Annotated in this window: 29 protein-coding genes, 1 pseudogene and 1 riboswitch; of the genes and pseudogenes, 9 read left to right on the top strand and 21 right to left on the bottom strand. The window is 39.5% G+C overall.

Annotated elements, in window-relative coordinates; genetic code table 11:
* Window positions 1-43: 43 nt before the first annotated feature.
* The 3 genes from LQ188_RS01485 to LQ188_RS01475 form a co-directional block, all read right to left on the bottom strand.
* A complete protein-coding gene (locus tag LQ188_RS01485) occupies window positions 44-571 on the bottom strand; it encodes a DUF4309 domain-containing protein (RefSeq protein WP_230176002.1) in 528 nt (175 codons plus the stop codon).
* Window positions 572-1,064: 493 nt separating this feature from the next.
* Window positions 1,065-2,495: an aspartate ammonia-lyase gene (aspA, locus tag LQ188_RS01480; protein WP_101225091.1), complete on the bottom strand. Its 1,431-nt coding sequence runs from the start codon at window positions 2,493-2,495 to the stop codon at window positions 1,065-1,067.
* 23 nt (window positions 2,496-2,518) lie between these two features.
* Entirely contained in the window at window positions 2,519-3,508 is a 990-nt protein-coding gene (locus LQ188_RS01475) for an asparaginase (RefSeq protein WP_101225322.1), read from the bottom strand.
* A 229-nt stretch (window positions 3,509-3,737) separates the two neighbouring features.
* Between LQ188_RS01475 and LQ188_RS01470 the strand changes: the two genes are divergently transcribed.
* Window positions 3,738-4,112: a helix-turn-helix transcriptional regulator gene (locus LQ188_RS01470; protein ID WP_230175820.1), complete on the top strand. Its 375-nt coding sequence runs from the start codon at window positions 3,738-3,740 to the stop codon at window positions 4,110-4,112.
* A 431-nt stretch (window positions 4,113-4,543) separates the two neighbouring features.
* On the opposite strand, the gene LQ188_RS01465 is transcribed toward LQ188_RS01470, so the two are convergent.
* The 7 genes from LQ188_RS01465 to LQ188_RS01435 all read right to left on the bottom strand — a co-directional run bounded on the left by LQ188_RS01465 (window position 4,544) and on the right by LQ188_RS01435 (window position 10,884).
* A complete protein-coding gene (locus LQ188_RS01465; protein WP_162878727.1) occupies window positions 4,544-4,711 on the bottom strand; it encodes a hypothetical protein in 168 nt (55 codons plus the stop codon).
* A 231-nt stretch (window positions 4,712-4,942) separates the two neighbouring features.
* Window positions 4,943-5,905 carry a homocysteine S-methyltransferase gene (gene mmuM / locus LQ188_RS01460; protein ID WP_101225093.1) on the bottom strand — a complete coding sequence of 321 codons (963 nt, stop codon included), beginning with the start codon at window positions 5,903-5,905 and terminating at the stop codon, window positions 4,943-4,945.
* Window positions 5,902-7,290 carry an S-methylmethionine permease gene (mmuP, locus tag LQ188_RS01455; RefSeq protein ID WP_230175819.1) on the bottom strand — a complete coding sequence of 463 codons (1,389 nt, stop codon included), beginning with the start codon at window positions 7,288-7,290 and terminating at the stop codon, window positions 5,902-5,904. The genes mmuM and mmuP overlap by 4 nt, the downstream gene beginning before the upstream one ends.
* 83 nt (window positions 7,291-7,373) lie before the next feature.
* Window positions 7,374-7,476: riboswitch (SAM riboswitch) on the bottom strand.
* A gap of 224 nt (window positions 7,477-7,700) precedes the next feature.
* On the bottom strand, window positions 7,701-8,309 hold the full coding sequence (locus LQ188_RS01450; RefSeq protein ID WP_230175818.1) for a flavin reductase family protein: 609 nt from the start codon (window positions 8,307-8,309) through the stop codon (window positions 7,701-7,703).
* A 17-nt stretch (window positions 8,310-8,326) separates the two neighbouring features.
* Window positions 8,327-8,935, bottom strand: a complete 609-nt coding sequence (locus LQ188_RS01445; protein WP_230176001.1) for an alpha/beta hydrolase — start codon at window positions 8,933-8,935, stop codon at window positions 8,327-8,329.
* Window positions 8,935-9,882, bottom strand: coding sequence for a ring-cleaving dioxygenase (locus LQ188_RS01440; protein ID WP_101225097.1), 948 nt, complete (start codon window positions 9,880-9,882; stop codon window positions 8,935-8,937). The genes LQ188_RS01445 and LQ188_RS01440 overlap by 1 nt, the downstream gene beginning before the upstream one ends.
* Before the next feature lie 24 nt (window positions 9,883-9,906).
* Window positions 9,907-10,884 carry a ring-cleaving dioxygenase gene (locus LQ188_RS01435; RefSeq protein WP_230175817.1) on the bottom strand — a complete coding sequence of 326 codons (978 nt, stop codon included), beginning with the start codon at window positions 10,882-10,884 and terminating at the stop codon, window positions 9,907-9,909.
* Window positions 10,885-11,134: 250 nt separating this feature from the next.
* Between LQ188_RS01435 and LQ188_RS01430 the strand changes: the two genes are divergently transcribed.
* Window positions 11,135-11,734 carry a nitroreductase family protein gene (locus tag LQ188_RS01430; RefSeq protein WP_230175816.1) on the top strand — a complete coding sequence of 200 codons (600 nt, stop codon included), beginning with the start codon at window positions 11,135-11,137 and terminating at the stop codon, window positions 11,732-11,734.
* Between the two features lie 182 nt (window positions 11,735-11,916).
* Here the strand turns inward: LQ188_RS01430 and LQ188_RS01425 are convergent, their stop codons facing one another.
* The 3 genes from LQ188_RS01425 to LQ188_RS01415 are packed head-to-tail and all read right to left on the bottom strand — an operon-like array spanning window position 11,917 to window position 14,254.
* Window positions 11,917-12,969, bottom strand: coding sequence for an alpha/beta fold hydrolase (locus LQ188_RS01425; RefSeq protein WP_230175815.1), 1,053 nt, complete (start codon window positions 12,967-12,969; stop codon window positions 11,917-11,919).
* Window positions 12,962-13,465 (bottom strand): hypothetical protein, encoded by a 504-nt coding sequence (locus LQ188_RS01420; protein WP_101225101.1) that lies wholly within the window; start codon window positions 13,463-13,465, stop codon window positions 12,962-12,964. The genes LQ188_RS01425 and LQ188_RS01420 overlap by 8 nt, the downstream gene beginning before the upstream one ends.
* A gap of 27 nt (window positions 13,466-13,492) precedes the next feature.
* The gene (locus tag LQ188_RS01415) at window positions 13,493-14,254 is read right to left on the bottom strand and encodes an SDR family oxidoreductase (RefSeq protein ID WP_230176000.1); all 762 of its coding nucleotides are present in this window, start codon (window positions 14,252-14,254) and stop codon (window positions 13,493-13,495) included.
* Between the two features lie 315 nt (window positions 14,255-14,569).
* Between LQ188_RS01415 and LQ188_RS01410 the strand changes: the two genes are divergently transcribed.
* Window positions 14,570-15,019, top strand: coding sequence for an OsmC family protein (locus tag LQ188_RS01410; protein ID WP_101225103.1), 450 nt, complete (start codon window positions 14,570-14,572; stop codon window positions 15,017-15,019).
* A 54-nt stretch (window positions 15,020-15,073) separates the two neighbouring features.
* Here the strand turns inward: LQ188_RS01410 and LQ188_RS01405 are convergent, their stop codons facing one another.
* Complete coding sequence (locus LQ188_RS01405; RefSeq protein ID WP_101225104.1) at window positions 15,074-15,325, bottom strand: YkuS family protein; 252 nt, start codon at window positions 15,323-15,325, stop codon at window positions 15,074-15,076.
* Between the two features lie 98 nt (window positions 15,326-15,423).
* Here LQ188_RS01405 and LQ188_RS01400 point away from each other — a divergent pair, with 98 nt between their 5' ends.
* Window positions 15,424-15,558 (top strand): YuzL family protein, encoded by a 135-nt coding sequence (locus tag LQ188_RS01400; protein ID WP_230175814.1) that lies wholly within the window; start codon window positions 15,424-15,426, stop codon window positions 15,556-15,558.
* Window positions 15,559-15,648: 90 nt separating this feature from the next.
* Here the strand turns inward: LQ188_RS01400 and LQ188_RS01395 are convergent, their stop codons facing one another.
* On the bottom strand, window positions 15,649-15,810 hold the full coding sequence (locus LQ188_RS01395; protein WP_157831130.1) for a hypothetical protein: 162 nt from the start codon (window positions 15,808-15,810) through the stop codon (window positions 15,649-15,651).
* A 97-nt stretch (window positions 15,811-15,907) separates the two neighbouring features.
* Between LQ188_RS01395 and LQ188_RS01390 the strand changes: the two genes are divergently transcribed.
* Window positions 15,908-16,099 carry a hypothetical protein gene (locus LQ188_RS01390; protein WP_101225106.1) on the top strand — a complete coding sequence of 64 codons (192 nt, stop codon included), beginning with the start codon at window positions 15,908-15,910 and terminating at the stop codon, window positions 16,097-16,099.
* Window positions 16,100-16,345: 246 nt separating this feature from the next.
* Here the strand turns inward: LQ188_RS01390 and LQ188_RS01385 are convergent, their stop codons facing one another.
* From LQ188_RS01385 to LQ188_RS01375, 3 genes are all read right to left on the bottom strand, one after another.
* Window positions 16,346-17,284 (bottom strand): magnesium transporter CorA family protein, encoded by a 939-nt coding sequence (locus LQ188_RS01385; RefSeq protein ID WP_101225107.1) that lies wholly within the window; start codon window positions 17,282-17,284, stop codon window positions 16,346-16,348.
* 318 nt (window positions 17,285-17,602) lie between these two features.
* Window positions 17,603-17,875, bottom strand: a complete 273-nt coding sequence (locus LQ188_RS01380; protein WP_101225108.1) for a hypothetical protein — start codon at window positions 17,873-17,875, stop codon at window positions 17,603-17,605.
* A gap of 61 nt (window positions 17,876-17,936) precedes the next feature.
* Window positions 17,937-19,016: a nitric oxide synthase oxygenase gene (locus LQ188_RS01375; RefSeq protein WP_230175813.1), complete on the bottom strand. Its 1,080-nt coding sequence runs from the start codon at window positions 19,014-19,016 to the stop codon at window positions 17,937-17,939.
* A gap of 262 nt (window positions 19,017-19,278) precedes the next feature.
* On the opposite strand from LQ188_RS01375, the gene LQ188_RS01370 reads away from it, so the two are divergent.
* Window positions 19,279-19,602 (top strand): winged helix-turn-helix transcriptional regulator, encoded by a 324-nt coding sequence (locus LQ188_RS01370; protein ID WP_101225109.1) that lies wholly within the window; start codon window positions 19,279-19,281, stop codon window positions 19,600-19,602.
* A 140-nt stretch (window positions 19,603-19,742) separates the two neighbouring features.
* A complete protein-coding gene (locus LQ188_RS01365) occupies window positions 19,743-20,660 on the top strand; it encodes an NAD(P)/FAD-dependent oxidoreductase (RefSeq protein ID WP_101225324.1) in 918 nt (305 codons plus the stop codon).
* Between the two features lie 92 nt (window positions 20,661-20,752).
* Here the strand turns inward: LQ188_RS01365 and LQ188_RS01360 are convergent, their stop codons facing one another.
* On the bottom strand, window positions 20,753-20,899 hold the full coding sequence (locus LQ188_RS01360; protein WP_157831131.1) for a lmo0937 family membrane protein: 147 nt from the start codon (window positions 20,897-20,899) through the stop codon (window positions 20,753-20,755).
* A 238-nt stretch (window positions 20,900-21,137) separates the two neighbouring features.
* Here LQ188_RS01360 and LQ188_RS01355 point away from each other — a divergent pair, with 238 nt between their 5' ends.
* Together LQ188_RS01355 and LQ188_RS01350 are read left to right on the top strand one after the other, a co-directional pair.
* Window positions 21,138-21,458 carry a YckD family protein gene (locus tag LQ188_RS01355; RefSeq protein ID WP_101225110.1) on the top strand — a complete coding sequence of 107 codons (321 nt, stop codon included), beginning with the start codon at window positions 21,138-21,140 and terminating at the stop codon, window positions 21,456-21,458.
* 170 nt (window positions 21,459-21,628) lie between these two features.
* Complete coding sequence (locus LQ188_RS01350; RefSeq protein ID WP_230175809.1) at window positions 21,629-23,602, top strand: S9 family peptidase; 1,974 nt, start codon at window positions 21,629-21,631, stop codon at window positions 23,600-23,602.
* A gap of 42 nt (window positions 23,603-23,644) precedes the next feature.
* Here the strand turns inward: LQ188_RS01350 and LQ188_RS01345 are convergent, their stop codons facing one another.
* Both LQ188_RS01345 and LQ188_RS01340 read right to left on the bottom strand, forming a co-directional pair.
* A complete protein-coding gene (locus LQ188_RS01345; protein ID WP_101225112.1) occupies window positions 23,645-24,076 on the bottom strand; it encodes a CBS domain-containing protein in 432 nt (143 codons plus the stop codon).
* Between the two features lie 80 nt (window positions 24,077-24,156).
* Window positions 24,157-24,988, bottom strand: a pseudogene (locus LQ188_RS01340) (MBL fold metallo-hydrolase).
* Window positions 24,989-25,337 lie beyond the last annotated feature (349 nt).

Raw genomic sequence — 25,337 nt, 5'->3', positions numbered from 1 at the left:
GAATCGCCCCTCTGCAATAAAGGGACGATCCTTTTTTTACTTATTAATCTGACGCGAATTCAACCGTATACATATTCAAGCTTGGATCTGGGTTAATCCAGGCGCTTTCAAACACGAAGACCACTTTATAATTTGCGGAATCGGTATAAGTGACATAGTACATCCCTTCTTGCTCCACTTCACTTACAGGTTCACCAATCAATTCCTTCAGCATGGATAAATGGATGGTTTGCAATTTCGGATCAAAATCATCAATGGCTGTAATCGTCTTTCTACCTGTTGAACCGTCATAGAGGAATCGAACATTACGGCTCCAATAATTGGCTGCAACGGTACTTAAATCTTCCGGTGCCCCCCAGGCTTTTTCCACTTTCTTCAACGAATCACCTACAGAAAATGGTCCACTGCTAATGGATTGTTGGGATTCGTAGGCTAAACCCATGATCTGCCTAATCAAAAGGTCTGGCGTGGATTGCGATGAAATTGAATCTGATGAAGCAAATGCAGCCTGCCCACTAAACATGAGAAATGCGAGCATTAGAAATGTAACGCTTCGGATAAAACGATTCACTTGTTTCAAAGTTACCCTCCTTTTTCACCTGGAAATGACTGATTACATTATATTAAATATCTTGAAAAAAATGAAAAGTTACGTATGTCATTTCATTTGGTTTTACACTCACGATTAATATTCATCGGAACTTTGGACACATACCCTTCGTTCAAAAAAAATCTTTAAATGAAATATTAAAGCCGATTAAGCCATTTCAAGTGAGCCACATTTTCTAAAATAAATTCTCCTGATTTAAAACTTCCCCATCCCCCATAGGTATTCTAAGGGAGATGGTTTTTTTATGAATAGTTAAACACCTACAAGATTTAGATGGACGATCAAAAAAATAACCGAATATTCAGTTTTCAATACTCGCAAGCAGAGTTGACAAACTGTTAGGTAACATTTCATATGTATGTAATTAATGACTATGCCTTAAAACCAACGGTCCTAAAGGCATAGTCATTACATCAAAAATAAGATAGATTAATGCATTCTACTAATATACTGGTTATTGCCGATCAAAAAGAGAAGCTCCCGCTATGCCGGGCTTTGTCATCTCATAAGGATTTAGAATCAGATCCAATTCTTCCTCTGTCAGTACATCATATTGTAAACAAAGTTCGCGAACTGATTTGCCTTTTAATATCGCTTCCCGCGCAATACGTGAAACCACTTCGTATCCAAGGTGCGGATTGACTGCTGTAATCACTCCAACACTTTGTTCGACATAATCTTTTAAATGTTGCTCATTTGCTTCGATGCCTTCTAAACAATAATCTGTAAAGACATTGAAAGCATTGTTCATAATGCTGATTGACTGCAATAAGTTGAATACAAGCACTGGCTCCATTACATTCAACTCGAGTTGTCCTGCTTCTGATGCTAAGCAAATCGTATTATCGTTCCCGATCACTTGGAAAGCGACTTGGTTAATCAATTCTGGCATTACTGGATTTACTTTTCCTGGCATGATGGATGAACCTGGTTGACGAGCTGGAAGTGTGATTTCCCCTAATCCCGCTCTTGGTCCTGAAGCCATCAAACGTAAATCATTAGCAATTTTAGACATATTCATCATACATACTTTCAATGAAGCTGACACTTCAGTATAAGCATCCGTATTTTGAGTTGCATCTACTAAATGTTCTGCTCCTACAAGCGGCAAGTTACTGATCTCAGCTAAATATGTAACAACATTTTCAATGTAACGCGGATCTGCGTTCAATCCCGTTCCCACTGCTGTTGCTCCCATATTCACTTCATATAAATGTTGACGTGATTGACTGATTCGTTTTATATCGCGATCCAACACACGACTGTAAGCCTCAAATTCTTGACCAAGGCGAATTGGCACTGCGTCCTGAAGATGTGTGCGTCCCATTTTGATAACATGATCAAATTGTTTTGCTTTATTCTTTAAGACCGTACTCATCTTGGTCATTGTTTGCAACAATTGCTCTAAAAGTCGTAGTGTTGATAAATGAATGGCAGTAGGGAATACGTCATTGGTTGATTGCGACATGTTAACATGGCTATTTGGACTAACATGTGCATAATCACCTTTATTGTGTCCCATAAGTTCTAACGCACGGTTGGCAACGATTTCATTAATGTTCATATTCATCGATGTCCCTGCGCCGCCTTGAATTGGGTCAACGATGAAATATTCATGCCACTTTCCATCAATCACTTCTTCAGAAGCTTTGACGATAGCGCTTCCAATACCATCATATAACCTTTTGGTATCCATATTTGCTAAAGCGGCTGCTTTTTTAATCATCGCTAGTGCACGAATCATTTCTTCATTGACTTTGTAACCGGTAATCGGAAAATTCTCTACAGCGCGTAGAGTTTGTATTCCATAATAAACATCTGCCGGAATTTCCTTTTCCCCAAGAAAGTCTTTCTCGATTCGGTATGTTCTCTCTTCTATCAACATTTCCTCTTGCCCCTTTGTTTGTTCTAGAATGTGATGTCCTCTGCAATCGGTGTTTCCATCATTTCCTTCACTTTTTTAGGATCCTGTGTCTTGGCTAAAATCCACATCAACTTCGGAATGATGGCTTCTGTATTCATATTTCTGGAACGAATGATGACATTCTTGTTCACTTTTCGTCCAACTTCGTAAATATCCATATCTTCCCCTTCTTCTAAACATTGGGTAGTAATGACTACGGATATTCCGCATTGTACTAACTCATTCAATTTTTCTAAAATATTTCTTCCTTGAAAGGGAATACCACCGCTTCCATAACTTTCAATTACGATTCCCCGACATTGATTTTTCAGGAAATCAAAGAATTCAGGCTTAATACCGGGATGCAGCTTAACCAAAGCAACATCAGTACATAGGGAAGCATCTAACTTAGCTTCCTTATTCTTTGGTGAATGAACTGGCTTTAGATACTCAATTTTATCTTTGAATATGGTAGCAATATAAGGATAGTTAATACTTTCAAATGAATCATAGCTTTTCGTTCTCAATTTAATGGCTCTCGTGCCCTGGATGACTCTACCATCAAAAACAACATATACTCCTCCAATATCTTCACAAGCAAACCGAATTGCATCAGAGATATTTCTTTTGGCATCTGTCTTTTTAAAGGCAATTGGGATCTGAGAACCTGTAATGACGATTGGTTTCCCTAAATCTTGTAACATATATGAGAGCGCAGCTGAAGTGTAAGCCATTGTATCTGTTCCATGGGTAATCACAAAGCCATCGTAATCATGGTAGTGCTCATGGATGGATTGTGCCATTTCTGTCCAATCTTCCGGCTGCATATTTGTACTATCAATATTCATCAAAGGCTTACTATCAATCTTGCATAGTAAATCCAATCCCGGTAGGTGACCTAAAATGTCGTCAGCTTTCATCTCTGGAACCAGTCCATTTTTTCCTTCTAACGATGCAATTGTACCACCTGTAGTAATCAACATCAACTTCTTGATTTTTGACTTCAACTTCTCCAATATACTACCCCCTATATAGCCTCCCTGTTTCACAATCATTCTTATCATTTCAGAAAAGGATGTTTCGCTGCAAATGTACATGTTACGCGTACACCACATGTTATTATAGTCATGTTTCATAGTGAAATCAAGCTAAAATTATTCATTACGCGTACACTTATTTCAATTTGATGTTATAATGGATTTATATAAAAGGAGAGTAATAAGAATGATTTTAAATAGATTGACTTCATTAAGGAAGGTCAAAAGATGGTCTTTGCAATATACCGCTGACAGACTTGGAATCGCCAAGAGTACCTATGCAGGTTATGAATCGGGCCACCGCCGCCCTTCATTAGAAACGATTAATTTATTGGCAGGCCTATATGATACATCCACTGATTACATTCTAGGTCGGGTAGATCATCCAGCTAAAGATATTACCACAGAGTCACCTCAAGTCATGGAATTAACGGATTTACCAAATATGGAGCTAGCAGTTGATGGAATCTCTCTTTCTGAAGAGGAGACGATTCAATTTATCGCTTTTATTAGAGCAAAACGAGAAGTGGAAATAAATCGCGATAAACAAAATGAAACATAGCAGAAATTGGGCTTAAGACTTGTATATGGGGAACGAACCGTACTTCATCAGGTACTTATAATATTCACGATGTACCTGGCATGATTTATATCTAAAACTGTAAAAATTCCAGGGTTTTAACCAGTTAGTGTAGCCGGTTCCGATTAATTAAGTTCGCCCTTTTTAGACGTTACCCTTAATTATTTCTGGATGACAATGCAGGTTATACTTCCTTCTTAGTGACTTAAGACTAATACTAATGATGCGTGATGCGCCAAGCTGAGAAATTTAAGTTTTATTATTTATATAGAAGAAAGTCGGCTTATTATTTAGCTTACTTCCTTTTCCAACAAGGTATGATAGATATCTGTTCCCCTCCTCATTTATTAGTAATGAAAGAAAAAACCATAGCAAAAGCTCATGGTTTTCCCCCCGTATATACATGAAATATATTAAGGCATCTCGTCTTCTTTTTCCCGATTTTTAAAAGCTTCATGTGTGACAATATCCTCGATTTGTTCATACTGCCGGCTGTGTTCCTTCTCTTCGCTAATTCTATTATTAGGTAAATTTCCCGGATGGCCTTTTTCTTTGTGATTAAAATTTTTACCACGGCTCATACTCATTTCTCTCCTTTCTATTCATTGTTTGTTTAGTTTTCCCAAGCACACAAATATTATGATTTAATTTCTCCTATTCCTGTTTTTGAAGCGGTTTCTTTTTCAGCCTAAGAGATATGATAACTCGAATTTGAATAATGAATTCAAAAAGAACAGGAACCGCCTGATTATGACGCTTCCTGTTCCTTTAGTTAGGGTCTATATCATACATACTTTAAAACAGTACAAGGGCTAGGAGGATACCACCACGGAAGGTCGCCACTTTCTTGAAATGTCTTCAATATGATGTGGTGCCGTTCTGCAGCATCCTCCAATTAAACGCGCCCCTGCATGTTGCCATTCTTCAGATTTCAGGTCGAGCCTGTTACATGATTCTTGACCATGCCATGTTTTAGTTTCCGGATTATATGTTTCACCTGAATTCGGATAAACAATGATTGGTTTATCCGTGTTTGCACGCAGCACCTGGATGGCTTCCGTGATACATGAAACTGGCGCACAGTTGATGCCGATTGCTGCAATTTGCTCACTGTCCCCAAACAATCTTGTACATTCCTCGAGTGAAGTACCGTCACTTATCGCTTTTTCATTTTTCAATGAAAAGGATAGCCAGGCATACACTTCTGGATAATCCTTCAATAATGAATATAATACTTTTGCTTCTTGCAGGGAAGGAATCGTTTCAAATGCTAAAAGGTCAGCTCCAGCTTCAATCAACGCTGATATTCGTGAGCTATGGAATGCAATTAAAGTTTCATCCGAAACACCATAGTTTCCTACATATTCTGAACCATCTGCAAGATAAGCCCCATAAGGCCCAACAGATGCAGCAACCAATGGCTTAGGCCTAAGCGTTTGATTTTCTTCCTTCCAAAAATCATCTCTTGCTTTTCTTGCGAGTAAAACCGTTTTCCGGATTAGCTCCAAAGCCTCTTTTTCTTGTATTCCGCGGAGTGCGAAACCTTCAACAGTGGCTTGGTAGCTAGCCGTAATCGCACAATCCGCTCCAGCACGAAAATAGTCAGAATGCACTTGATAAATCACTTCTGGATTTTCAAGTAATACACGTGCAGACCAGAGCGGGTCGTCCAAATCACATCCATGCCTCTCTAGCTCTGTAGCTAAAGCTCCGTCTAAAATCATGACTGAATGATCTCGTAAAATAGCGTCAATTGGGTTAGTTTTAATGTTCATGATTTACTCCTCTTTTCTTTATGGTTTTGTGTCAGATAATAACTTCCATAGCAAATCAAAATAAATGGAATGCCACAATATAGTGCAATTCGTTGTGTAGGATCAAATGCAATTCCTATGCAAGAAGCTAGGCATAGCATAAAAGAAACGATTGGTACGAGTGGATATAATGGCGTTCGATAAGCTAAGTCATTTACTGAATTTCCTTCGTTTATATATCGTCTGCGAAATAGAAATTGCGACATGCTAATACTCATCCAAACTACAACAACGGCTAGTCCAGAAATGGATACAAGCACTATGTAAACAGTATCCGGTGCAATAATACTCGAAAACAGGGCTAAGCAGCCGCCCAACATACTGAAAAGGACTGCATTTATCGGAACTCCCCGTTTTGTCAATTTTGCAAATATTGGTGATATAGTTTCCTTATCTGCAAGTGACCAAAGCATTCTGGATGCCGCATACAGTCCTGAGTTTGCAGCAGACAAAATGGCAGTTAATATAACAAAGTTCATAATATCCGCTGCATATGGCACACCAATCCGTTCAAGAACTGCCACAAAGGGGCTTTCTAATACGCTTGCATCCGAAATAGGCAATAATGCGGATAATACAACGATGGTTCCTACAAAAAAGATAATCAATCTCCATAATGTCATACGGATTGCCTTTGGTATCGTTTTTTCTGGATTCACAGTTTCTCCAGCTGCAATTCCAATTAATTCAGTTCCAGAGAATGCGAAATTCACCGCAAGCATCGTCATTATAATGGCAAAAGCACCATTCGGAAATAAACCTTCACTTGTAAAATTGGAGAATAACGGAGCGGATTGTGAATGAATTATTGGAATGAAACCTAGCATTACCGCTGCTCCCAAAATAATGAAAATCACAATGGCAAATACCTTTATAGACGCAAACCAGAATTCGGATTCAGCGAAAAATTTAACGGTCCACGCATTTAATGCCAAAACCAATATGGCAAATAGTGCACTCCATATCCAGACATTGATTGATGGAAACCATCTCTGCATCAACAATCCTGCAGCCGTGAATTCCGAACCAAGTGCAACTGTCCAAGTTAGCCAATACAACCAGGCTACTGTATACCCTGTCCCAGGACCTATGTATTTAGCTGAGTAGCTATGAAACGCACCTGTCTCGGGCATATGTACTGCCAGTTCCCCTAGACATAGCATGACTAGATAAACCACTAATGCCCCAATCAGATACGAAAGGATGGTGCCAAACGGGCCTGCCTGTTGAATCGTATAACCCGAACTTAAGAATAAACCTGTTCCAATCACCCCGCCAAGCGATAGCATTATTATATGCCGTGCCTGCATTTTCCTTTGAAAATCATGCTTCCTTTTGTTCTCCATTCTTACTCTCCTTTATCTTGCATCCAGAAAAAACGAAAACGCACTCTAAAAAAGAGTGCGTTACTGACAAATAAACACGTACGGTCTTATCTATCAAGGTTTCACCCCCTGGAATTAGCACAGTGTCATTGCAGACCTGTTGCTGAGGTTTCATAGGGCCAGTCCCTCCACCTCTCTGGATAAGAAATTATTTTTTTATAACTTTATCAATCTATGAAAAAATTGTCAAGTTTTGTTTCGGTTTGTAAAGGCTTCCTTTAAAATCCAAACGATCAACGCACCTTTGGCATAGATATGAACTTGTTTTTGGAACAGTCGCTTACATTATAGAATTGTAAATAATGCTAACCGGGAATAATTTTTAAAAAATGACGACACCTTAAAAGATGACGCCATTTTTCTTATATTCCTTAAGGTCTTTCAATTTCAAATAATTCTCCTAGTTTTGTATAAGTATGACCCGCTAATCTTGCTACTGGTTTTAGCCCATTCTGGTCAATTCGGCCATTATGGTAAATCTCCTGCTCTATATGATAGCAGACTATTTTCCCTATCAATAAATCACAACCAGGTTTATTCTTGGAACCTGCCAAAGGTATCGCATGCTCCAATGTGCATTCAAAGCGTACCTTCGCTTCTTGCAATCCTGGTACCGACACCTTATCACTAACAGCCTGAGTGAAATTGGTAAGACCCAATTCACTTTCGTCAGACGGGAGTTCCTCGGCCGTTCGATTTGCATCAGCAACATTGTCTTCATCAGTGATATGAACAACGAATTCACCTGTTTGAATTGCATTTCGGGCCGTGTCCTTCAAAACTCCTTCTTTCCGTTGAACAGAAATGGAAATCATCGGAGGATTGGAACTGACTATGTTAAAAAAACTGAACGGCGCTATATTGATTGTACCGGTTTCGGATTGTGTCGTGACCAGGGCTATTGGTCTCGGTATGATGCTTCCAGTCAAAAACTTATAATTTTCCCGTTCTGTAAGACTTTCAGGATTTACTGAAATCATCTTCATCCCTCTCATTCTTATAAAAAGTTCTTTTGAAACCATGAACTTGCTGCATCAACCTCTGAACGTGTTAACTGATGACCGTAATTTTCCCAGTGAACGTCCACCGCAGCACCCGCTTGCAGTAAAATCCGATTAAGTTCATCAGTTTCTGCTGCGGGGCAAATCGGATCGTTTTTACCTGCAGCAATGAATACAGGTATATCCGATAGGGACGGCAAAGCAATCCCGCGTCTAGGCACCATTGGATGATGAAGAATCGCTCCTTTTAATGCCCCTTCGAAATGGAACATCAAACTTGCTGCTATGTTTGCACCATTAGAATAACCTAATGCCACCACTCTGTCACGATCGAAGTCATATTGTCCGGACGCTGATTCCAAGAAGTCATAAAGCTCCTTCGTACGGAAAATCAAATCTTCTTCATCAAAAACTCCTTCAGCCAGCCGGCGGAAATAACGGGGCATTCCGTTTTCAAGTACATTTCCCCGTACGCTGAGTACGGATGATCCCGGTGAAACCATCTCCGATAATGGCAAAAGATCCGTTTCCGTTCCTCCAGTGCCATGTAAAAGCAAAAGCAACGGTGCATCTGGATTACTTCCTTTTTGAAAAATATGCTTCATCATTTATCCTCCTCTAGTACCCTCGGCACTGCCGGCAGTAACGTTTTCTCCATAATTTCCCTTTTTTCTTCAAGCCAAGGCGGCAGCATTAATTTACTACCCATCGTTTCCTTCGTTTCATCATGAGCAAAGCCAGGTGGATCTGTGGCAACTTCAAAGAGTATGCCTCCATCTTCCCTGAAATAAATGGCATCGAAGTATTGGCGGTCTTTAAAGGGTGTCACGCCATAGCCATGGTTTGCGATATGTTCCCTCCATTCTTTATGATCTTCATTATCGCTTGCACGCCATGCAAGATGATGAACAGTTCCCACTCCGATTTTCCCATTTGGCAAAACCGTTTTTTTAACATCTATCAAATTTCCGATGTCCGATGTTGATTTGAAGCGAATGAAATCGCCCTCTTCCCCCATCTTTTGCAAACCCATCACTTCCTCTAAAAGTTCCATCGTTTTGATCGGTTTAGACGTCAATAATACAGCACCGCCGAATCCCTTGATTGCCTTATCAGCTGGTACACCGCCGAATGACCACTCGCTATTTTTACCTTCTTTACGCTCAACCAGTTCAAGTTGCAATCCATGTGGGTCCTGAAATCCCAGATAATCCTCGCCGAAGCGTGAGATCTTTTCAAAGTCAATATTAAATTTACCCAAGCGCGTTTCCCAGAAGCCCAATGAACCTTCCGGAATGGCATATGTTGTTATCCCCACTTGTCCGGAGCCAATTGTCCCTCGGTATGCCCCAGGCCAAGGAAAGAAAGTGATGATAGTGCCCGGTGAACCTGATTCATCTCCGAAATATAAATGATAGGTGCCTGGATCATCAAAATTAACGGTTTTCTTCACCATACGCATTCCCAGCACTCCAGCATAAAAATCCACATTCTCTTGAGGATTGCCTACAATTGCGGTTATATGATGTATTCCTGCATTTTGCTTTTGCATGCCGATTCCTTCCTTTCCCCTTGATTAATTAGTTGATTTTGTATTCAGTGGTTTTAAATTCGATTCAATATCTTTTCTTTTTGATTCTAAAAATGGCGGCAGGGCAAGGTTCTCACCTAGGTGCTGCTCTGCTTCATCAACTGCAAATCCAGGTCCATCAGTAGCTAGTTCAAATAATATTCCATTCGGCTCCCTAAAATAAAGTGAACGAAAATAAAAGCGGTCCACATATCCAGAGTTCACGAATTTTGATTCACTAATTTTTTCTATCCATTTTCTAAGTTCTTCTTCATTATCCACCCGAAAGGCAACATGGTGTACTCCACCCCTCCCCAACCTTTCCCGAGGAATGTCATTCCTTTCTTCAATATGAAGTTCCGCTCCTGTTCCTCCCTCACCTGTCTCATAAACGACAATTGGATTTTGCCCCCTAATTGCAGATGGGTATGTGCCTGTTTTCCTGAACCCCAATACCTCGGAGAGAACACTTTCTGTTAGTTCAATATTAGGTACAGTAAGTTTTACCGGTCCTAATCCAAGGATGGAAAACTCTTGCGGTACCGGGCTTCCATCCCATGGTGATCCCCCTTGAACACCGTTATTATCCTGATCGGAAACCAGAAGTAGCCTCTGCCCTTCAGGATCTTTAAAAGAAAGAACCTTCCTTTCAAAACGGTTCGATATTTCATCATGCTCAACATTGAATTCCACAAACCGTTTTTTCCAATATCCTAGAGCTTCATCATCTCTCACCCTTAAAGAAATTTCAGAAATGCTATTGTTTCCCTCATGAGTGCGGGCAGCATTGGGAATTTCAAAAAACGTCAATTCCGTACCCGGAGAACCAATTTGATCTCCATAAAATAAGTGATACACACGAACATCATCTTGATTCACCGTTTTTTTGATTAATCGCATCCCTAAGACTTTTGTGTAGAAATCAAAGTTATTTCCCGCTTTAGCTGTAATCGCCGAAACATGATGTAATCCTTTTAATTCCATCCGTACCACTCCTATCTTTTCTTTATAAATCTCCCCTTAAGGAGAGGAATTAATCCGTAAACAATATCTCGAAATCGAGATATTTAACTAAATATATAATACTTTTAATACAAATATCTTGATTTAAAGATAAATGATAACGATAAATTTGTCAACCATTTTCAGACAAATAATTTCACCCGTATTCACTTTTCATAAAATAATAAAATCAGGTCAAAATAAGTCGGTATAATGAATGGAGGTATGATGTATGGCTAAAGACTTTTTTAGCGCAATTGAAGATAGACGGTCTTATTATTCCCTTAGCAAGGAACATGTTGTCCCTAATAAAAGGATTAAAGAAGTTATCGATCATGCCGTTCAATATTCCCCTTCCGCTTTCAATTCCCAAAGTGCAAGAGTGATTGTTTTAACTGGTCAAAGCCACGACCAATTATGGGATATCACGAAAAACACATTAAGAAAAGCTGTCGGTGACAAAGATTTCGAAAAAACGGAAGAAAAAATGAAGTCATTTATAAATGGTTATGGTACGGTTTTATTCTTTGAAGACCAGGCCATTATAACAAGGCTTCAAGAACAATTCAAAACGTATGCCGAAAACTTTCCGATTTGGTCGAACCAATCGTCTGCCATTTTACAATTTGTCGTATGGACTTCCTTGGAAATTGAGGGGTTTGGTGCAAGCCTTCAGCATTATAATCCTTTAATCGATGACGAAGTGAGAAAGACATGGGATATATCACGCGATTGGAAACTCATCGCTCAGATGCCCTTTGGAAAACCCACTGCAGAGCCTGGCGATAAAGACTTCTCACCACTAGAAGAACGAGTGAAATATTATGAATGAGACAATAGGGGCTGGCTCTAAATACCAAGCCAGCCCTTTCATTTATTTCACTTTAGTAATCCGGAAATGTTGCAAAAAATCTTGAAAATATAAATGCCGCAAAGCCTATATATTCTACAACCGGCATGATTTTGATTTCCTCACTGGCGTTAAACATGTACATTTCACTTCCCCCCACTAACCTATTGAATTGGTGAAGAACGCCCAGGTAGCCATTCCTTCAAATAATATGGAAGTCCACCGGAATATTGTTTAGCAGCATGTCCACTTTTCAGTAGGCTATATGTCTTATCCTTACATGTTAAATGCTCCATTACCGGATAAATCATTTCCTGTGGGACCAATCGATCATACTTACTTGCAATGACCAAAACACTAGCATTAATTTTCGATAGCTTCGCTTTTTTCCCCCTTACCTTAAAACCACCATTAACCAAGCGATTTTTTATCAAGAGGTCTTTGGTTATTTGTTTGGCAACTGCGCCGGATAGAGGCACATGCCCATTTACCCACGCATTGAAGCGGCGCCAATTCTTAACGTATTCCTCATCATCCGCTTGATTCAATAACGATAAATACGGTGATATATAGATAGGTGATGTAATTAAACGAATTCCATATTTAACAGCACTGGCTGGAATCGTTTGATAAATATCTATAGTCTCGTTAAAATCCGCTGTTCCTTCTTTTAACGCTTCCTGCCATTGATCAAAAAATTCCGAGGCACTGAAATCCACCGGGGTCACGGAAAGTATCAAATTCTTGATGGGCTCGTCTGCAATGGCAGCATATATTGCGGCTATTGTACCTCCGAGGCAAAACCCCATGACTGTAATTTCTGATGCTCCAGAGTGACGTAATGCACGCTGCACTCCTTTTTGAATATAATCGACGATATAATCTTCGATCGATATGTCACCATCTTCAAAGCCCGGGCTTCCAAAATCAAGCAAATACACATCAAAACCTTCATTTACAAAAGATTCTATTAAACTATTCCCCGGAGATAAATCAAGAATCAAAGGAGTATTGATTAGTGAATATATAAGAAAAACCGGTACATCATATTTTTTTTGTGCTGAGGGATAAAACCAAAGCGTTGATTTGTTTTTTTTCCACACCGCTATTTTCGGAGTCAGTCCCATTTCAGGCATTGGCTGATTGGGAATATCCAATAAATGTTGCAATTTAGTTTTGGGTTCAGATTGATTTTTGGGCACTTTCCGCTTAGCCATTTGAATTCTCCTGACCAACTGAATTGAACTCAGGCAGCTGTGAGCTTAACAATAAGGAGTTATTTATAAAATCAGATAACCTTTTTTTACTCCCTTCCATTTCATTGGATGCCAATCTTGATTTCTTTTTGATGCTGCGGGATGAATTGGCATTGCCTTTATTGCGAATTGAAGAATTACCCCCGACATTCCCGCCCCTATTCTCAACAAGCATAGAGACCAATTCTTCCAACCCATCAATTTTTTCTTCGAGTTGGATGACTAATTTCGCTAAACTCGCCACATCTTTTTTTGTTGGATAATTCATGATGATGGACATTCTTTCTGAGGCTTCCTGAAGACTATTTATTCTTGGTACCTGCATTTGGGCATTGTCGCTTACTGCTTCTATTAACTCACGATTATTTAGCAAATCCTTAATTTTCCCATTAAGCTGTTCCTCTTTTTGTGCGCCTAGTAATTTAAGCCCTTTATAAAAATTTGATTTTCCCACCATATATTTCTTCCTTCCTTTCTCCTCCGTTTACACTAATGCCGATATTCCACCGTCAATGATCAAAATATGACCAACCATATAGTCAGAAGCCTGTGAGGCTAAAAATACGGCAGCGCCCTTTAAATCATCTTCATCGCCAAACCTGCCAGCCGGAGTTTTACCTAATATGTCATAGTTGGATTTTTCAAGAATTTTCTTTGTGATTTTAGTCGGGAAAAATCCAGGTGCAATTGCATTGACTTGGATGCCGTATCTAGCAAGTTTAACTCCTAAATCCTTCGTCATTGTAATAATGGCACCCTTACTGGTGTTATAAGCTATCGTATCCAATAACTCGGGAAACGTCCCGCCAAGACCCGAAACAGATGCAATATTTATGATTTTTCCGAAATTTTGCTGCTTCATGACCTTCGCAACAGCCTGTGAAAACAGGAAAGTACCTGTAACATTGACATTCAATACTTTTTCCCACTTGTCCTTAGGAAGATCCAAAAGAGGACCTGACCAGGACGTACCGCTATTATTTACAAGAATATCAATCGTGCCAAATTGGGCAACCGTTTCCTGAACGACATGGTCGATGGCACTCTCATCGGTGATATCACATTCAAAGGCAACGGCATTAACACCCATCAGTTGCAAGTCTTCACATACCTCCTTACAGACAGGCAGATTTCGTGAAGCAATGACAATATTTGCGCCAGCCTCCCCCAACGCCATGGCGATCTGTTTGCCCAGTCCTCTGCCGCCGCCGGTAATGATAGCCGTTTTATTAGTCAAATCGAACATATTACTCAATGTAGTCAACTTTTCAGCCCTTCCTTAATGAAGTATTATTTATATAAAACCGTCTATATCATTATAGAAAAGCCTATCCAATATTGTGCTTAAAATAGCCTGATGCCTCTGCCTTTTGTTTCATCAACAGTATCCTTTATATCAATAATACCTATCCTTTCGACCGCTACAGTCGGCTTTGAATTGGCATACTGAAAAACTTAATTCGACCCACTGCTGTTATGATTAATCCCCCGAGTGAGCAAAATCGAATACTTAACCTGTTTAAATCGTTTACACTATAGAAATGGTAAGGAGGTTAAAAAAATGACGATACATCACTTTCATTTAACTGCAGAGTGGCCAGGCGGCAGAAATGATATCGGCACAATTCATTCAGGGAATCTACTAACACAGATAAGTATTCCTACTGAAATGGAGGGACCAGGTATCGGCACTAATCCCGATGAAATGCTGCTTGGGGCGGCATCGACCTGCTATATCATTACCTATGCTGCCATGTTAGAGCGAGCCCATATAGAAAAGGTGAGCTTGACCATGCAATCCGAAGCGTTAGTGGATGTTACGAATGGAGTATTCACCTACAAGAAAATCATTCATCGCCCTAAACTTATATTAGTACCGGGCACTTCAGAAAAAGTGGTTGAAAAAGCGAGGAAACTTGCTGAAAAAGCTGAAGCTTCATGTATGATTTCCAGGGCGATCAAAGGGAATGTAGCGGTGGAATTGAATGCGGCAATTTCCATAGCACAGTAGCCGCCTTGAACAAAAAAAGTGCCTAACCCTATATCGGTTTAGGCACTTTTTGAACTATTGAATGGCGTTCATTTTATTTTCAACCTCGCGGCACACTTCATCAGCAGTTAAACCATTTGCCTCAATGATAGACGCTTTAAATGAAGTATCGCTTATACCCATTACATTACTTTCCAAACCTGTTACCACACAACAATCCACGTTATTTGCGTCAGCTTCTTGTTTAATCTCCACAACATCAAAACCTTTTTCACGAAGTGCTTCCTGAATATTCGTTAATGATTCTTCAACACCGATTTTTGACATCAACACACACCTCCTCTACCTTCTAACCTGTCCTTTTCACCTTAAATATATGTATAGGATGCAAAGGAAAAAGGGAAAGTAATATCGAGGTGATAAACATGAATGGAAAAAACAAAAAAGATGCTTCTCAAACCCGTTTAGGGTCTTCTCAGGTAGAGGGGCAAGGCACCACTACGAAAGAAACCGGGTCCTTCACTCAATCCTCTTCACTTAAAAAGCAAAAGCGTTCTTGATAAGAATGCAGTGGAAAACGCTTGGCGGATAAACCAAGCGTTTTTTTTTGCGTATCATGAAGACGGAATTCCATGACAATCGGGCTTCCCTTATATATTTTGCTTTATGATTTCCCGTTGAATCTTTAGATCATTCAATCGATCACCATCAATTGTTTTTGGATCCATTTTTGCTTTATCGGCTCCAGCCGGGTTTAAATCACTTGCCCTTAAATTATTATTGCGAGCTGCTTGCTCGTTCCATTTGGTCATAATGATCTCCTCCTCAGTCCTTATCCTTCCCAATCCTAATAATATTCATGAATACACCCCATCCTTTATTGCCAAGATACAAATGGAGGTGGTTTAATTGGAACCAAACAGACCCGGCAATAAGAATGTACCGGATTTTAAAGAGTTGAACGACCGTATCATCAGAGAAGCATCACAGAGTCCCCGTTTAGTGATTAAAACAAATTTGGACGCAAAGAATGTAAAAGATGAGAACCCTTATTCCGATCGAATTAACAGTGAAGGATTTGCTGATTTTTTTGAGGAATAAGATAAAACCGGCTTGGCAGCCTCAATTTTACGAACCAAATGGTTCGTAGGTAAGGGCCGTAAGGGTTCTATATAAAAGTTAGAACAAAGTTGATTGGAGCGGGTGTACGAGACTCTTGCGGGAAAAGCGAGTGCCTGGAGTGGAAATCATGCTCAAATTGCACAAACCCTAATAAAAACTGTAGACAATCTCGATTTACATCGAATTTGTCTACAGTCTAAAACCGGCTTAATAAGCTGGTTAATTTTAAAAATATTTTTTCTTCCAAAAAATGAATGCCGTCGTCCCCGCCAATGTTATGGCAATTAATAATGTAAATATGAATGCAAACCGATTATGTTCAAACGGCAGTTCCACATTCATTCCGTAAAAACTTGCCACCATCGTCGGAAGCGTCAAAATAATGGTCACGGAGGTTAGAAACTTCATCGCATTATTGACATTATTGGAAATGATTGAAGCGAATGCATCCATCATACCGCTAAGAATGGATAGATACACTTCTGCCATTTCAATTGCCTGAGCATTTTCGATAATTACATCCTCAAGCAATTCTTTATCTTCTTCATACATTTTCAAATAATTAAAACGGAGGATCTTATCAAGTACTACCCGATTGGATTTTAATGATGTCGTAAAATAAACCAAGCTTTTTTCCAAAGCCAGGAAAGTGTATAATTCTTTATTTTTCATGGACTGATGCAATTCACGTTCCGCTTCATTAGTCATCTTGTTAATCTGTTTCAGGTAACGTAAATAATAGGATGAAATCTCAAATAGTAATTGTAAGGCAAACCTTGTTTTCTTATTGGTGAAAAAGCCTTTTATCTTATTGTTTTTGAAATTCGCCAATATCGGTGTTTCTTTCAAAGATACCGTAATGAAACAGTCTTTGGTAAAAATCATTCCTATAGGTATTGTTTCAAAAATCGGTAAGTCGGCTTCGTCCCTTGTCAAATATGGGAAGTCGACAATAATTAAAACATTATCATCCTCTTTTTCAATTCGAGGCCTTTCCTCATCATCCAACGGATCTTTCATGAAATTGATCGGTAACTTCAAAGTCGTGCATATATAATCTATTTCAGATTCTGTGGGCGCGACAATGTTCACCCAGGAACCTTTTGTCATTTCCTCGATCTTGTTTAGGTGTCGGTTTTCATCCGTCTTGTAGATTTCAATCATTTCTTGACCTCCTCTTCTATAGAGAAAGCCTTATTTACCTTCTTCGAGCAGATACTCAGGGAGAATAACAGTCTCGACTTCTAGCATCATATTGGCTTCCTCTTGCTTTCTGGGTTCAGGATCATAAGAACTGCTGCTCACTCGTATCCACTTCCTTTCGATTCTTTAATCTTAATCCTTATTCTTTTAAAGCACAATAACGAATTTAATACCTTGGTTCCCTGTTTTAAATTCGCAATTATCAGTTTTTAAAGGTTGGAAAATATAATAAAAACTACCACAAAAAAACGCTTAGGTTTCCCCAAGCGTCTGATAACTTTATCCATGCTTAGCATTATTATAATAGTGAACACCATACATGGCGCCTTCATCCACCATTTTATTATCGTCATGATCATATGGATCAGGGTGACCTGCCTTTTCAATTACAGGATCTAGCTCTGAAGCCGTCCTATTCCAAAAGCCTAATGTTTTTGTTTTTGCATTGGACCATATGTCCTTCACTTTTCCTCTGTTCGTTTTATTCGATAAAAATGAGACTCCGGCAACTCCGACTCCTAGTAATACCACGTTTCTTCCTAATGCCATCATTACCTTCCCCCTTATTTATTGGCTTGCTATATATATACCCAACGCCAATAAATGTAAACCTTTATTTATATGGAGGAATTTGATAAAAGAAATTAGGTTTCATTATTTCATTATTATATGGCTGATGAAAAACGTGGGTTGTGGCTGGAGAAACAGGCGGAATTAACCAGGTCCAGTCCCCCGTAACTTTCCGGTTACAAGTGGTTTCTTTTTCTTCGAATTTCTTGAATTGTTTAGCTGCTGTATGGTGATCAACAATGCTGACTCCGTGTTTTTTATACGAATAAAGGACTGCTTCATTCAGTTCGATAAGGGCTCGATCTTTCCATAAACTTGAATCACGTTTAATATCCAAGCCCATCCTCTCCCCGATTACCGGTAGCATATTGTAGCGTTCTTCATCAGCAAGGTTCCTGGCACCGATTTCCGTTCCCATGTACCACCCATTAAATGGTGCAGCTGAATACGTAATACCGCCAATTTCCAGCCTCATTCCAGATATGATTGGAACTGCATACCATTTGATTTGAAGATCTTTGAACCATGTCAGTTTAGGGTGGGTGATTTGAACTTCTTTAACGAGGCTTTCAGGTATGACATGTAAACTAGGGGTTTTTCCGTCCAATTGGACTACAAGGGGTAAAATATCGAAACGTCCGAATTTCCCTTCCCATCCCATTGCCATACATTGCTTGGTGAATGCTATTGAACTTGAATCGCCGATTACGCCATGCTCCGTCTCATATCCTGCATATCTAATAAGCTGATGATTCCAAATATCCACTTTTCGATCATGATCTTTTTGTTTGAAAATTGTAATCACAGGTCTGATGCTCCCATTATTCGTTGCATATTCGATATGCTCAAAGAGTGCCGATACAATTTCTTCTTCGCTTTGAATCATCCTTTTATCAATCACCCTCAGCGACTCCCAAAAAAAGCGCCCTATGCAACGATTGCTATTACGCCAAGCTAATTTAGCACCATAAACCAATTCTTCATATGTATGTTCATATCTGCCTGTTTCATCTATTTCCTTTTTGATTTGTTCAATCCTGCCATCCATGTCCTCTTCCGTTTTCGATATTTCCGGATAACTTGTCCTGATAAAGGATACGGCCTCTTGCAGTAAATCACTCATCTTTCCCACGAACCCTTCCATTTGTAAAACTTTGACTTCAATATTAAAATAACATATTTTTCTCGGTATCCCTAAAGAACACATTTTTTAAAAGCGCATTTTTTTAAAATGTGGCAATTATGAGGCGAATTTCTTTTCATGATACTTAAAGTAAGCTCATAATTTTCTTATACTTTAACATCTCTAGTAACTAAATAATTATCGGTAAAGTTGTTACATATGAGGTAAATGCATTATAATATATTAATAATGAGGTGATAAGATGAATAATACGACACTTTGTCCACGATTTGAAAAAGGAATGCAAATCTTGAGTAAACGCTGGACTGGATTGATTGTCAATCAATTACTTAATGGCCCTCAACGGTTTTGTAATATTGAATCTGCATTCCCGATAAGCGGCAGGATTCTTTCCGAACGTTTAAAGGACTTGGAAATTGAAGGTATTGTTAAAAGGGATGTATATCCAGAGACACCGGTCAGGATTGAATATTCTTTAACTGAAAAAGGCAAGGCTCTTGCACCGGTAATGAACGAAATTCAAAATTGGGCACAAGAATGGCTCGAACCAATACAGGAACAATGATACAGGCATTAACTGAAAAGGAGGAAGGTCCGCCAGCTGGCGGACTTCCTCCTTTTTTGTTTAGGCGCCAGCGACTAGTGGTATATTTTTTACAGATAGAATAACACTAGGTTTATTCCAAAATTATGGGCGGTGAATTCATGAAACAAGCAGATTGCATTATTATTGGTGGAGGTATAGCCGGTATTCAGGCTGCTATACAGCTCGGAAGATATAAACATAATATTATCGTCATTGATTCTTCTCAAGGCCGCTCCTCCATTGCCAAGGCTTACCATAACATTCTTGGATGGCCGGATGGGGTAAGCGGTAAACAATTAAGAACGCTTGGCAGACAGCACGCTGAAAAATTCGGTGTCGAATTCTTGGATGATACAGTGACAGCTCTAGAAAAAAAACAGGACAAGTTTTTTATCCAAACAAAGAATGACAGGCAATATCAAGCAAAAATGATTTTTCTCGGTACTGGCATTACCGATAACATTCCTCCAATCAAAAACATCTATCCAACTCTTGGGACATCCACATATATATGCCCTGACTGTGATGGGTATGAGATCATGGATAAGCAAACCGTTGTTCTTGGAGGCGGAAATACTGGTGCGGGCATGGCCCTTACACTTTTATATTGGTCAAAGGATATCATTTACGTAAATCATTTGAAATCAAAAATTGATGATGATTATAAGGAAAAATTGAAGGAAAATCAGATTCCCGTAATCGAAGAAGAAGTTTGTGAGGTTCATGTCGACGACAAACAGCAGCTAACGGGCATAGAATTGGTCTCCGGTAAAATAATCGAGGCTGAAAAAGCATTCACGGCGTTTAAAGGGAACAAACTAAATAATGACCTAGCCCTACAATTAGGTGTGCAAGTCAATGAAAACAAACATGTCTTGATTCATCCCCGGACTAAAGAAACGAATATTAAAGGAGTCTGGGCAGGCGGTGACCTCGTTGCCCATTCAGAACAAGTCACCATTTCAATGGGGGATGGCACCCAAGCAGCAATATGGATTCATAAGAGGCTGTTAGGCCAGCCACTTCCTTACGATTGACAGCATAACGGAAAATTAAAAGGCGGCCTGCTCACCAGGCCGCCTTTCAAATTGTTGTTTTAAACTTTTCCACGTTAGCCTTTGATACATATCTACACTCGATTCCTTCCCTTAAAAACTTTAACCAAAATGAGAATGACCGCGATGATAAGCAAGATATGTATAAAGCCTGCAGCCACTTTAAAAACCAGACCAAGAACCCATAATAATATTATTACACCAATAATCGTCCAGATCATAATCCCCCCCTTTCTTCGAAGTTACATCAAAATTTAGTGCTTACATTTAAATTACCCATATCTTTCTTTAACAAACCCTTACCTATTTTTTTACATAAAACTGTAAATGCTGTAAATGATAATAAAAGAATAAGGAATCTTCCATAAAGAAAAACATTTACAAGGAAGAGACTTTCAGGTTTTAAATGCTCTTCAATTCTTCAAAAGGCAAAAAAACAAAAGAAGGAGTCGTTCATTCATGAAAAAGTTTTTAGTCATCTGTTTAACAGCCTGTTCCCTATTCTTAGTCAACCTGAATCACCCAGCTGCAGAGGAAAATAAAGCAAAAACGGAACGTGTACAATTCACTGATGCTCAAAAATCTGAAATCGCCAAGATCCAAAAGCAGATACTCGCTGACAAAAAGATATTGATCCAAAAATATGTTGAGTATGGCGCGCTATCAAAAGAAGAGGCCGATAAAATGGTTTCACATTTTGAACAACATTATAAAATGATGGAAGAACATAATTTCCAAATACCGCCGCACCGCCCACATACACGACACATGCATAAGTAATTGTAAGTTTTTCGCCTATATATCCTGATGATCCGACCTGACGAAAAGGCCGGATTTTTTTCATTTCTTTCGTCCTTGATAAATAAACCTTACGCGTTTACCATTTACTAAAGGATTTATATTTCTCTTTAGCGAAATACATAACTATGAGAAATGAAAGGGTGAAAAGGATGAACAAAATAGGTATAACAGCAAGAGACTTATTTCACTTGAAATCAGTGACCGATCCAAAGCTATCACCGGATGGCAGTATGGCGGTTTATGTCCAAACCAGAATCGATGAAAAAACGGAAAAATACATTTCCAATCTGTTTATGTTCAGCCTGATTACGAATGAAACAAAGCAATGGACGTTTGGGGATAATCGTGATACATCACCAGCCTGGTCCCCAGACGGAAAGCATATCGCCTTTATTTCAGACAGATCAGGGAAAAAACAAGTCCACATTATTGGGAGCATTGGTGGGGAAGCTCGCCAGTTGACCCATTTCGTTAACGGCGCATCAAAACCTATTTGGTCTCCTTGTTCCACCAAGTTACTGCTTTCTACCGGGTTAAAGGAAGACGAAAACCTTAATACGGATAAGGAAAATGATTTGACCAAAAAAGTTAATAGGTATGACCGGATTAAGTATAAATGGGATGGAAGAGGCTATTTTGATCAGTTATATCAGCAGCTGGTTATAGTGGACATTTTTAAGGGAGAATCCACACTGCTAACGGAAAACAATGTGGATCATCAACCGAATGCATGGTCCCCAGACGGACAGCATATTGCATTCATAAGCGGGGATGCAGAAAGAAGTGATGATGAACTTTTTTCCGATATTTTCATCATGGACCTTGAAACGAAATCTTTAGAGAAGATAACGGATAGTACAGGTTTCTTTAGAGATCCGAAATGGTCTCCAAATGGCGAGCATCTATCTTTCATTGGCCATAATAAAGAATTTGCCGGTGCCACCTTTTCAAATATCTGGTTATATTCCATTTTCGATCAAACGACTCAATGTTTGACCGATGGATGGGACGTCCAAATAGGCGATTCCGCAATTGGGGATTTCCAAATCGGAGCCGTCGACCCAGGTATATTGTGGACAAACGATAGCCAAGGTTTTTACTTTTTAATAAGTGATTATGGAAATACCGGGGTATATTATGGTTCGATTGAAGGAGCCATGTATCCATCAATCCTTGACCCGCAGCATATATACGGCCTGACTATAGATCCCGAAAGCCACCGTGCCGTCGTGGCCATCAGCACACCTGTTCATCCCGGCGATCTCTTTGCCTATAACCTTACCAATGGTGATAAGGAACAAATCAGTTTTGTTAATGAGGATTTTTTGAAGGATAAACATTTGTCCACGGCTGAACCAATAACATTCCAATCCGTTGATGGACTTACCATCCACGGCTGGATCATGAGACCGACCGATTTTGATGGAAATCAAAAATATCCGCTCATTTTAGAAATCCACGGCGGACCGCATATGATGTATGCCAATACCTATGTTCATGAATTCCAGACCTTGGCTAATGAAGGGTATACTGTATTGTTCACTAACCCGCGCGGGAGTATAGGATATGGCCAAGACTTCGTAAATGCCTGCCGGGGAGATTATGGAGGCATGGATTATAAAGACTTAATGGCTGGAGTTGATCACGTTTTAGCTACGTATGATTTTATAGACCATGAAAATTTAGGGGTATCCGGAGGAAGTTATGGAGGGTTCATGACAAATTGGATCATCGGACATACCAACCGCTTCAAGGCCGCTGTGACTCAGCGTTGCATAAGTAACTGGCTAAGTTTTTATGGCGTCAGTGACATTGGCTATTATTTTACAGAGTGGGAAGTTGGCGGCGATATCGTTAACTCTGCTGAAAAATTATGGCAGCACTCGCCATTAAAATATGTCTCCAATGTGAATACCCCTTTACTTTTACTTCACGGTGATAAGGACTTCCGCTGTCCCATTGAACAGAGCGAGCAATTTTTTGTCGCCTTAAAACGTCAAAATAAAGAAGCGGTACTTGTTTCTTTCCCAGATGAAACTCATGAAGTATCCCGAAGCGGATCTCCAAAAATGCGCTTGCAACATGTTGAGGAAATCAAAGGATGGTTCAATAAATATCTTTAAAAATAAAAACTCTGTTAGCAAAAGCTAACAGAGTTTTTGTTTTTAGTGTTGAATTTGGTCTCTGTCTTCGGAAATTGAACTTAAAGCATTTCCCGCCATTGAATTTGTTTGTTGGTGTACAGCGAGATCACCTAATGCCACGACTCCGACCAGCTTGTCATTCTCAATGATTGGGAGCCTTCTGATTTGTTCGGTAGCCATTAACTCCTCAGCTTCCTCCACTGACATATCAGGCGTGCCTGTTACAAGATTGGTGGTAATGACATCGGTAATTCTAGTCGAATTCGGCTTTTTCTCGGCAACACAGCGAATGACAATATCCCTGTCTGTTATAACACCAATTAAATGGTTATTCTCCAATACAGGAATGACACCAACATCATCATTCTTCATTTTGACTGCTGCTTCATATATATTATCTTCCGCAGTGCAACAGTCCACGTCTGTTGTCATGATATCTCTTAAATTAGTCACGGAAATCCCTCCATTTTTCATAAGTTGCTTGTTTATTTTTGACTTCTGAAGAGAAATTATTCATGGAACTCCTTCACGCTTCATTCCACATATTTCCCGTGATCCGGTTTAGCTAATGAATCGAATTCCTTTGCAAGCTTCGCTAAACCCATTTCAAGTTCTTTCCCTTCTACAGGATAACCATGTCCCGTTATGGCAACAGTCGGCTTCAGACTTTCCAATAACCTTACCGATTCCTTGGCAGCCTCCCAATCGGTTGTCAAATACCGCGGCGGGCTTTTCTTTCTCCTGAGTGATAACCTTGTATAGGGAATCTTGCCTGACATTCACAAAAGCATCTCCTGCAATCAAACTTCGGTCACTTTCACGGAAAAGTGATATATGTCCTTTCGAATGGCCAGGGGTGTGAACCCATTTCCAATCGTGAAGCCCGGGAACACTATGATCATCAGGCAATGGCTGAACTTTTTCATCAAGGTTGATTCCCTCATTCGGAAATACCCATGAAATTTTAGCGACCATTCCCCCTTCAACAGTAGGATCAGGTTCGGGGTAATTTTCCTGTCCCGTTAAATAAGGCATTTCTTTAATGTGGGCATAGACAGGAGCATTCCAATACTCCATTAACTCAATCAATGCACCAACATGATCGAAATGTCCATGTGTCAAAATAATCGCGGCAGGTGGATTTTGCGGTCCGTATATTTCTTCAGCAGTTTTCTTTATTACCTCTGCTGAGCGCGGCATCCCTGCATCTATCAATACCCATTTCTCATCTTTGGATGACCCTATAAAAATTACATTAACGATTTGAACGGACAGACAATAAATATCCTCATTTATTATCTGTACATCTCCACTGGAAACTGAAGTCATTGGCATGAATTTTTTATTCAAATGATTATCATCCATTTATAATCCTCCTAATTTGAACATACTGTTTTTTAAAGGATACCCTGTACGAGAAAATAAAAAACAACCTATAATTTATATAGGCTGTTTCAGACAATAAGAAAGATTCGAAAGCGAGTTTGCCTACAGTTCTTTAAAAAAGTTACAGATGATTCCAGCCGGACTTTTTTCGTCAGTTACGGCACCTTTTTTCGACCGATCATGCAGTTTTTCGGCCTTCACTGCACTTTATTCGACCGTCCGCGCAGTTATTCGACCTTCACCGCACTTTATTCGACCTTCACCGCACTTTATTCGACCGTCCACGCAAGTTATTCGACCTTCCCTGCACTTTATTCGACCGTCCACG

This window comes from Peribacillus sp. Bi134 (genome assembly GCF_918698065.1).
Lineage (GTDB): Bacteria > Bacillota > Bacilli > Bacillales > DSM-1321 > Peribacillus.
The sequence above is the reverse complement of the archived record's forward strand: the minus strand, read 5'-3'. Positions and strand labels throughout refer to the sequence as shown.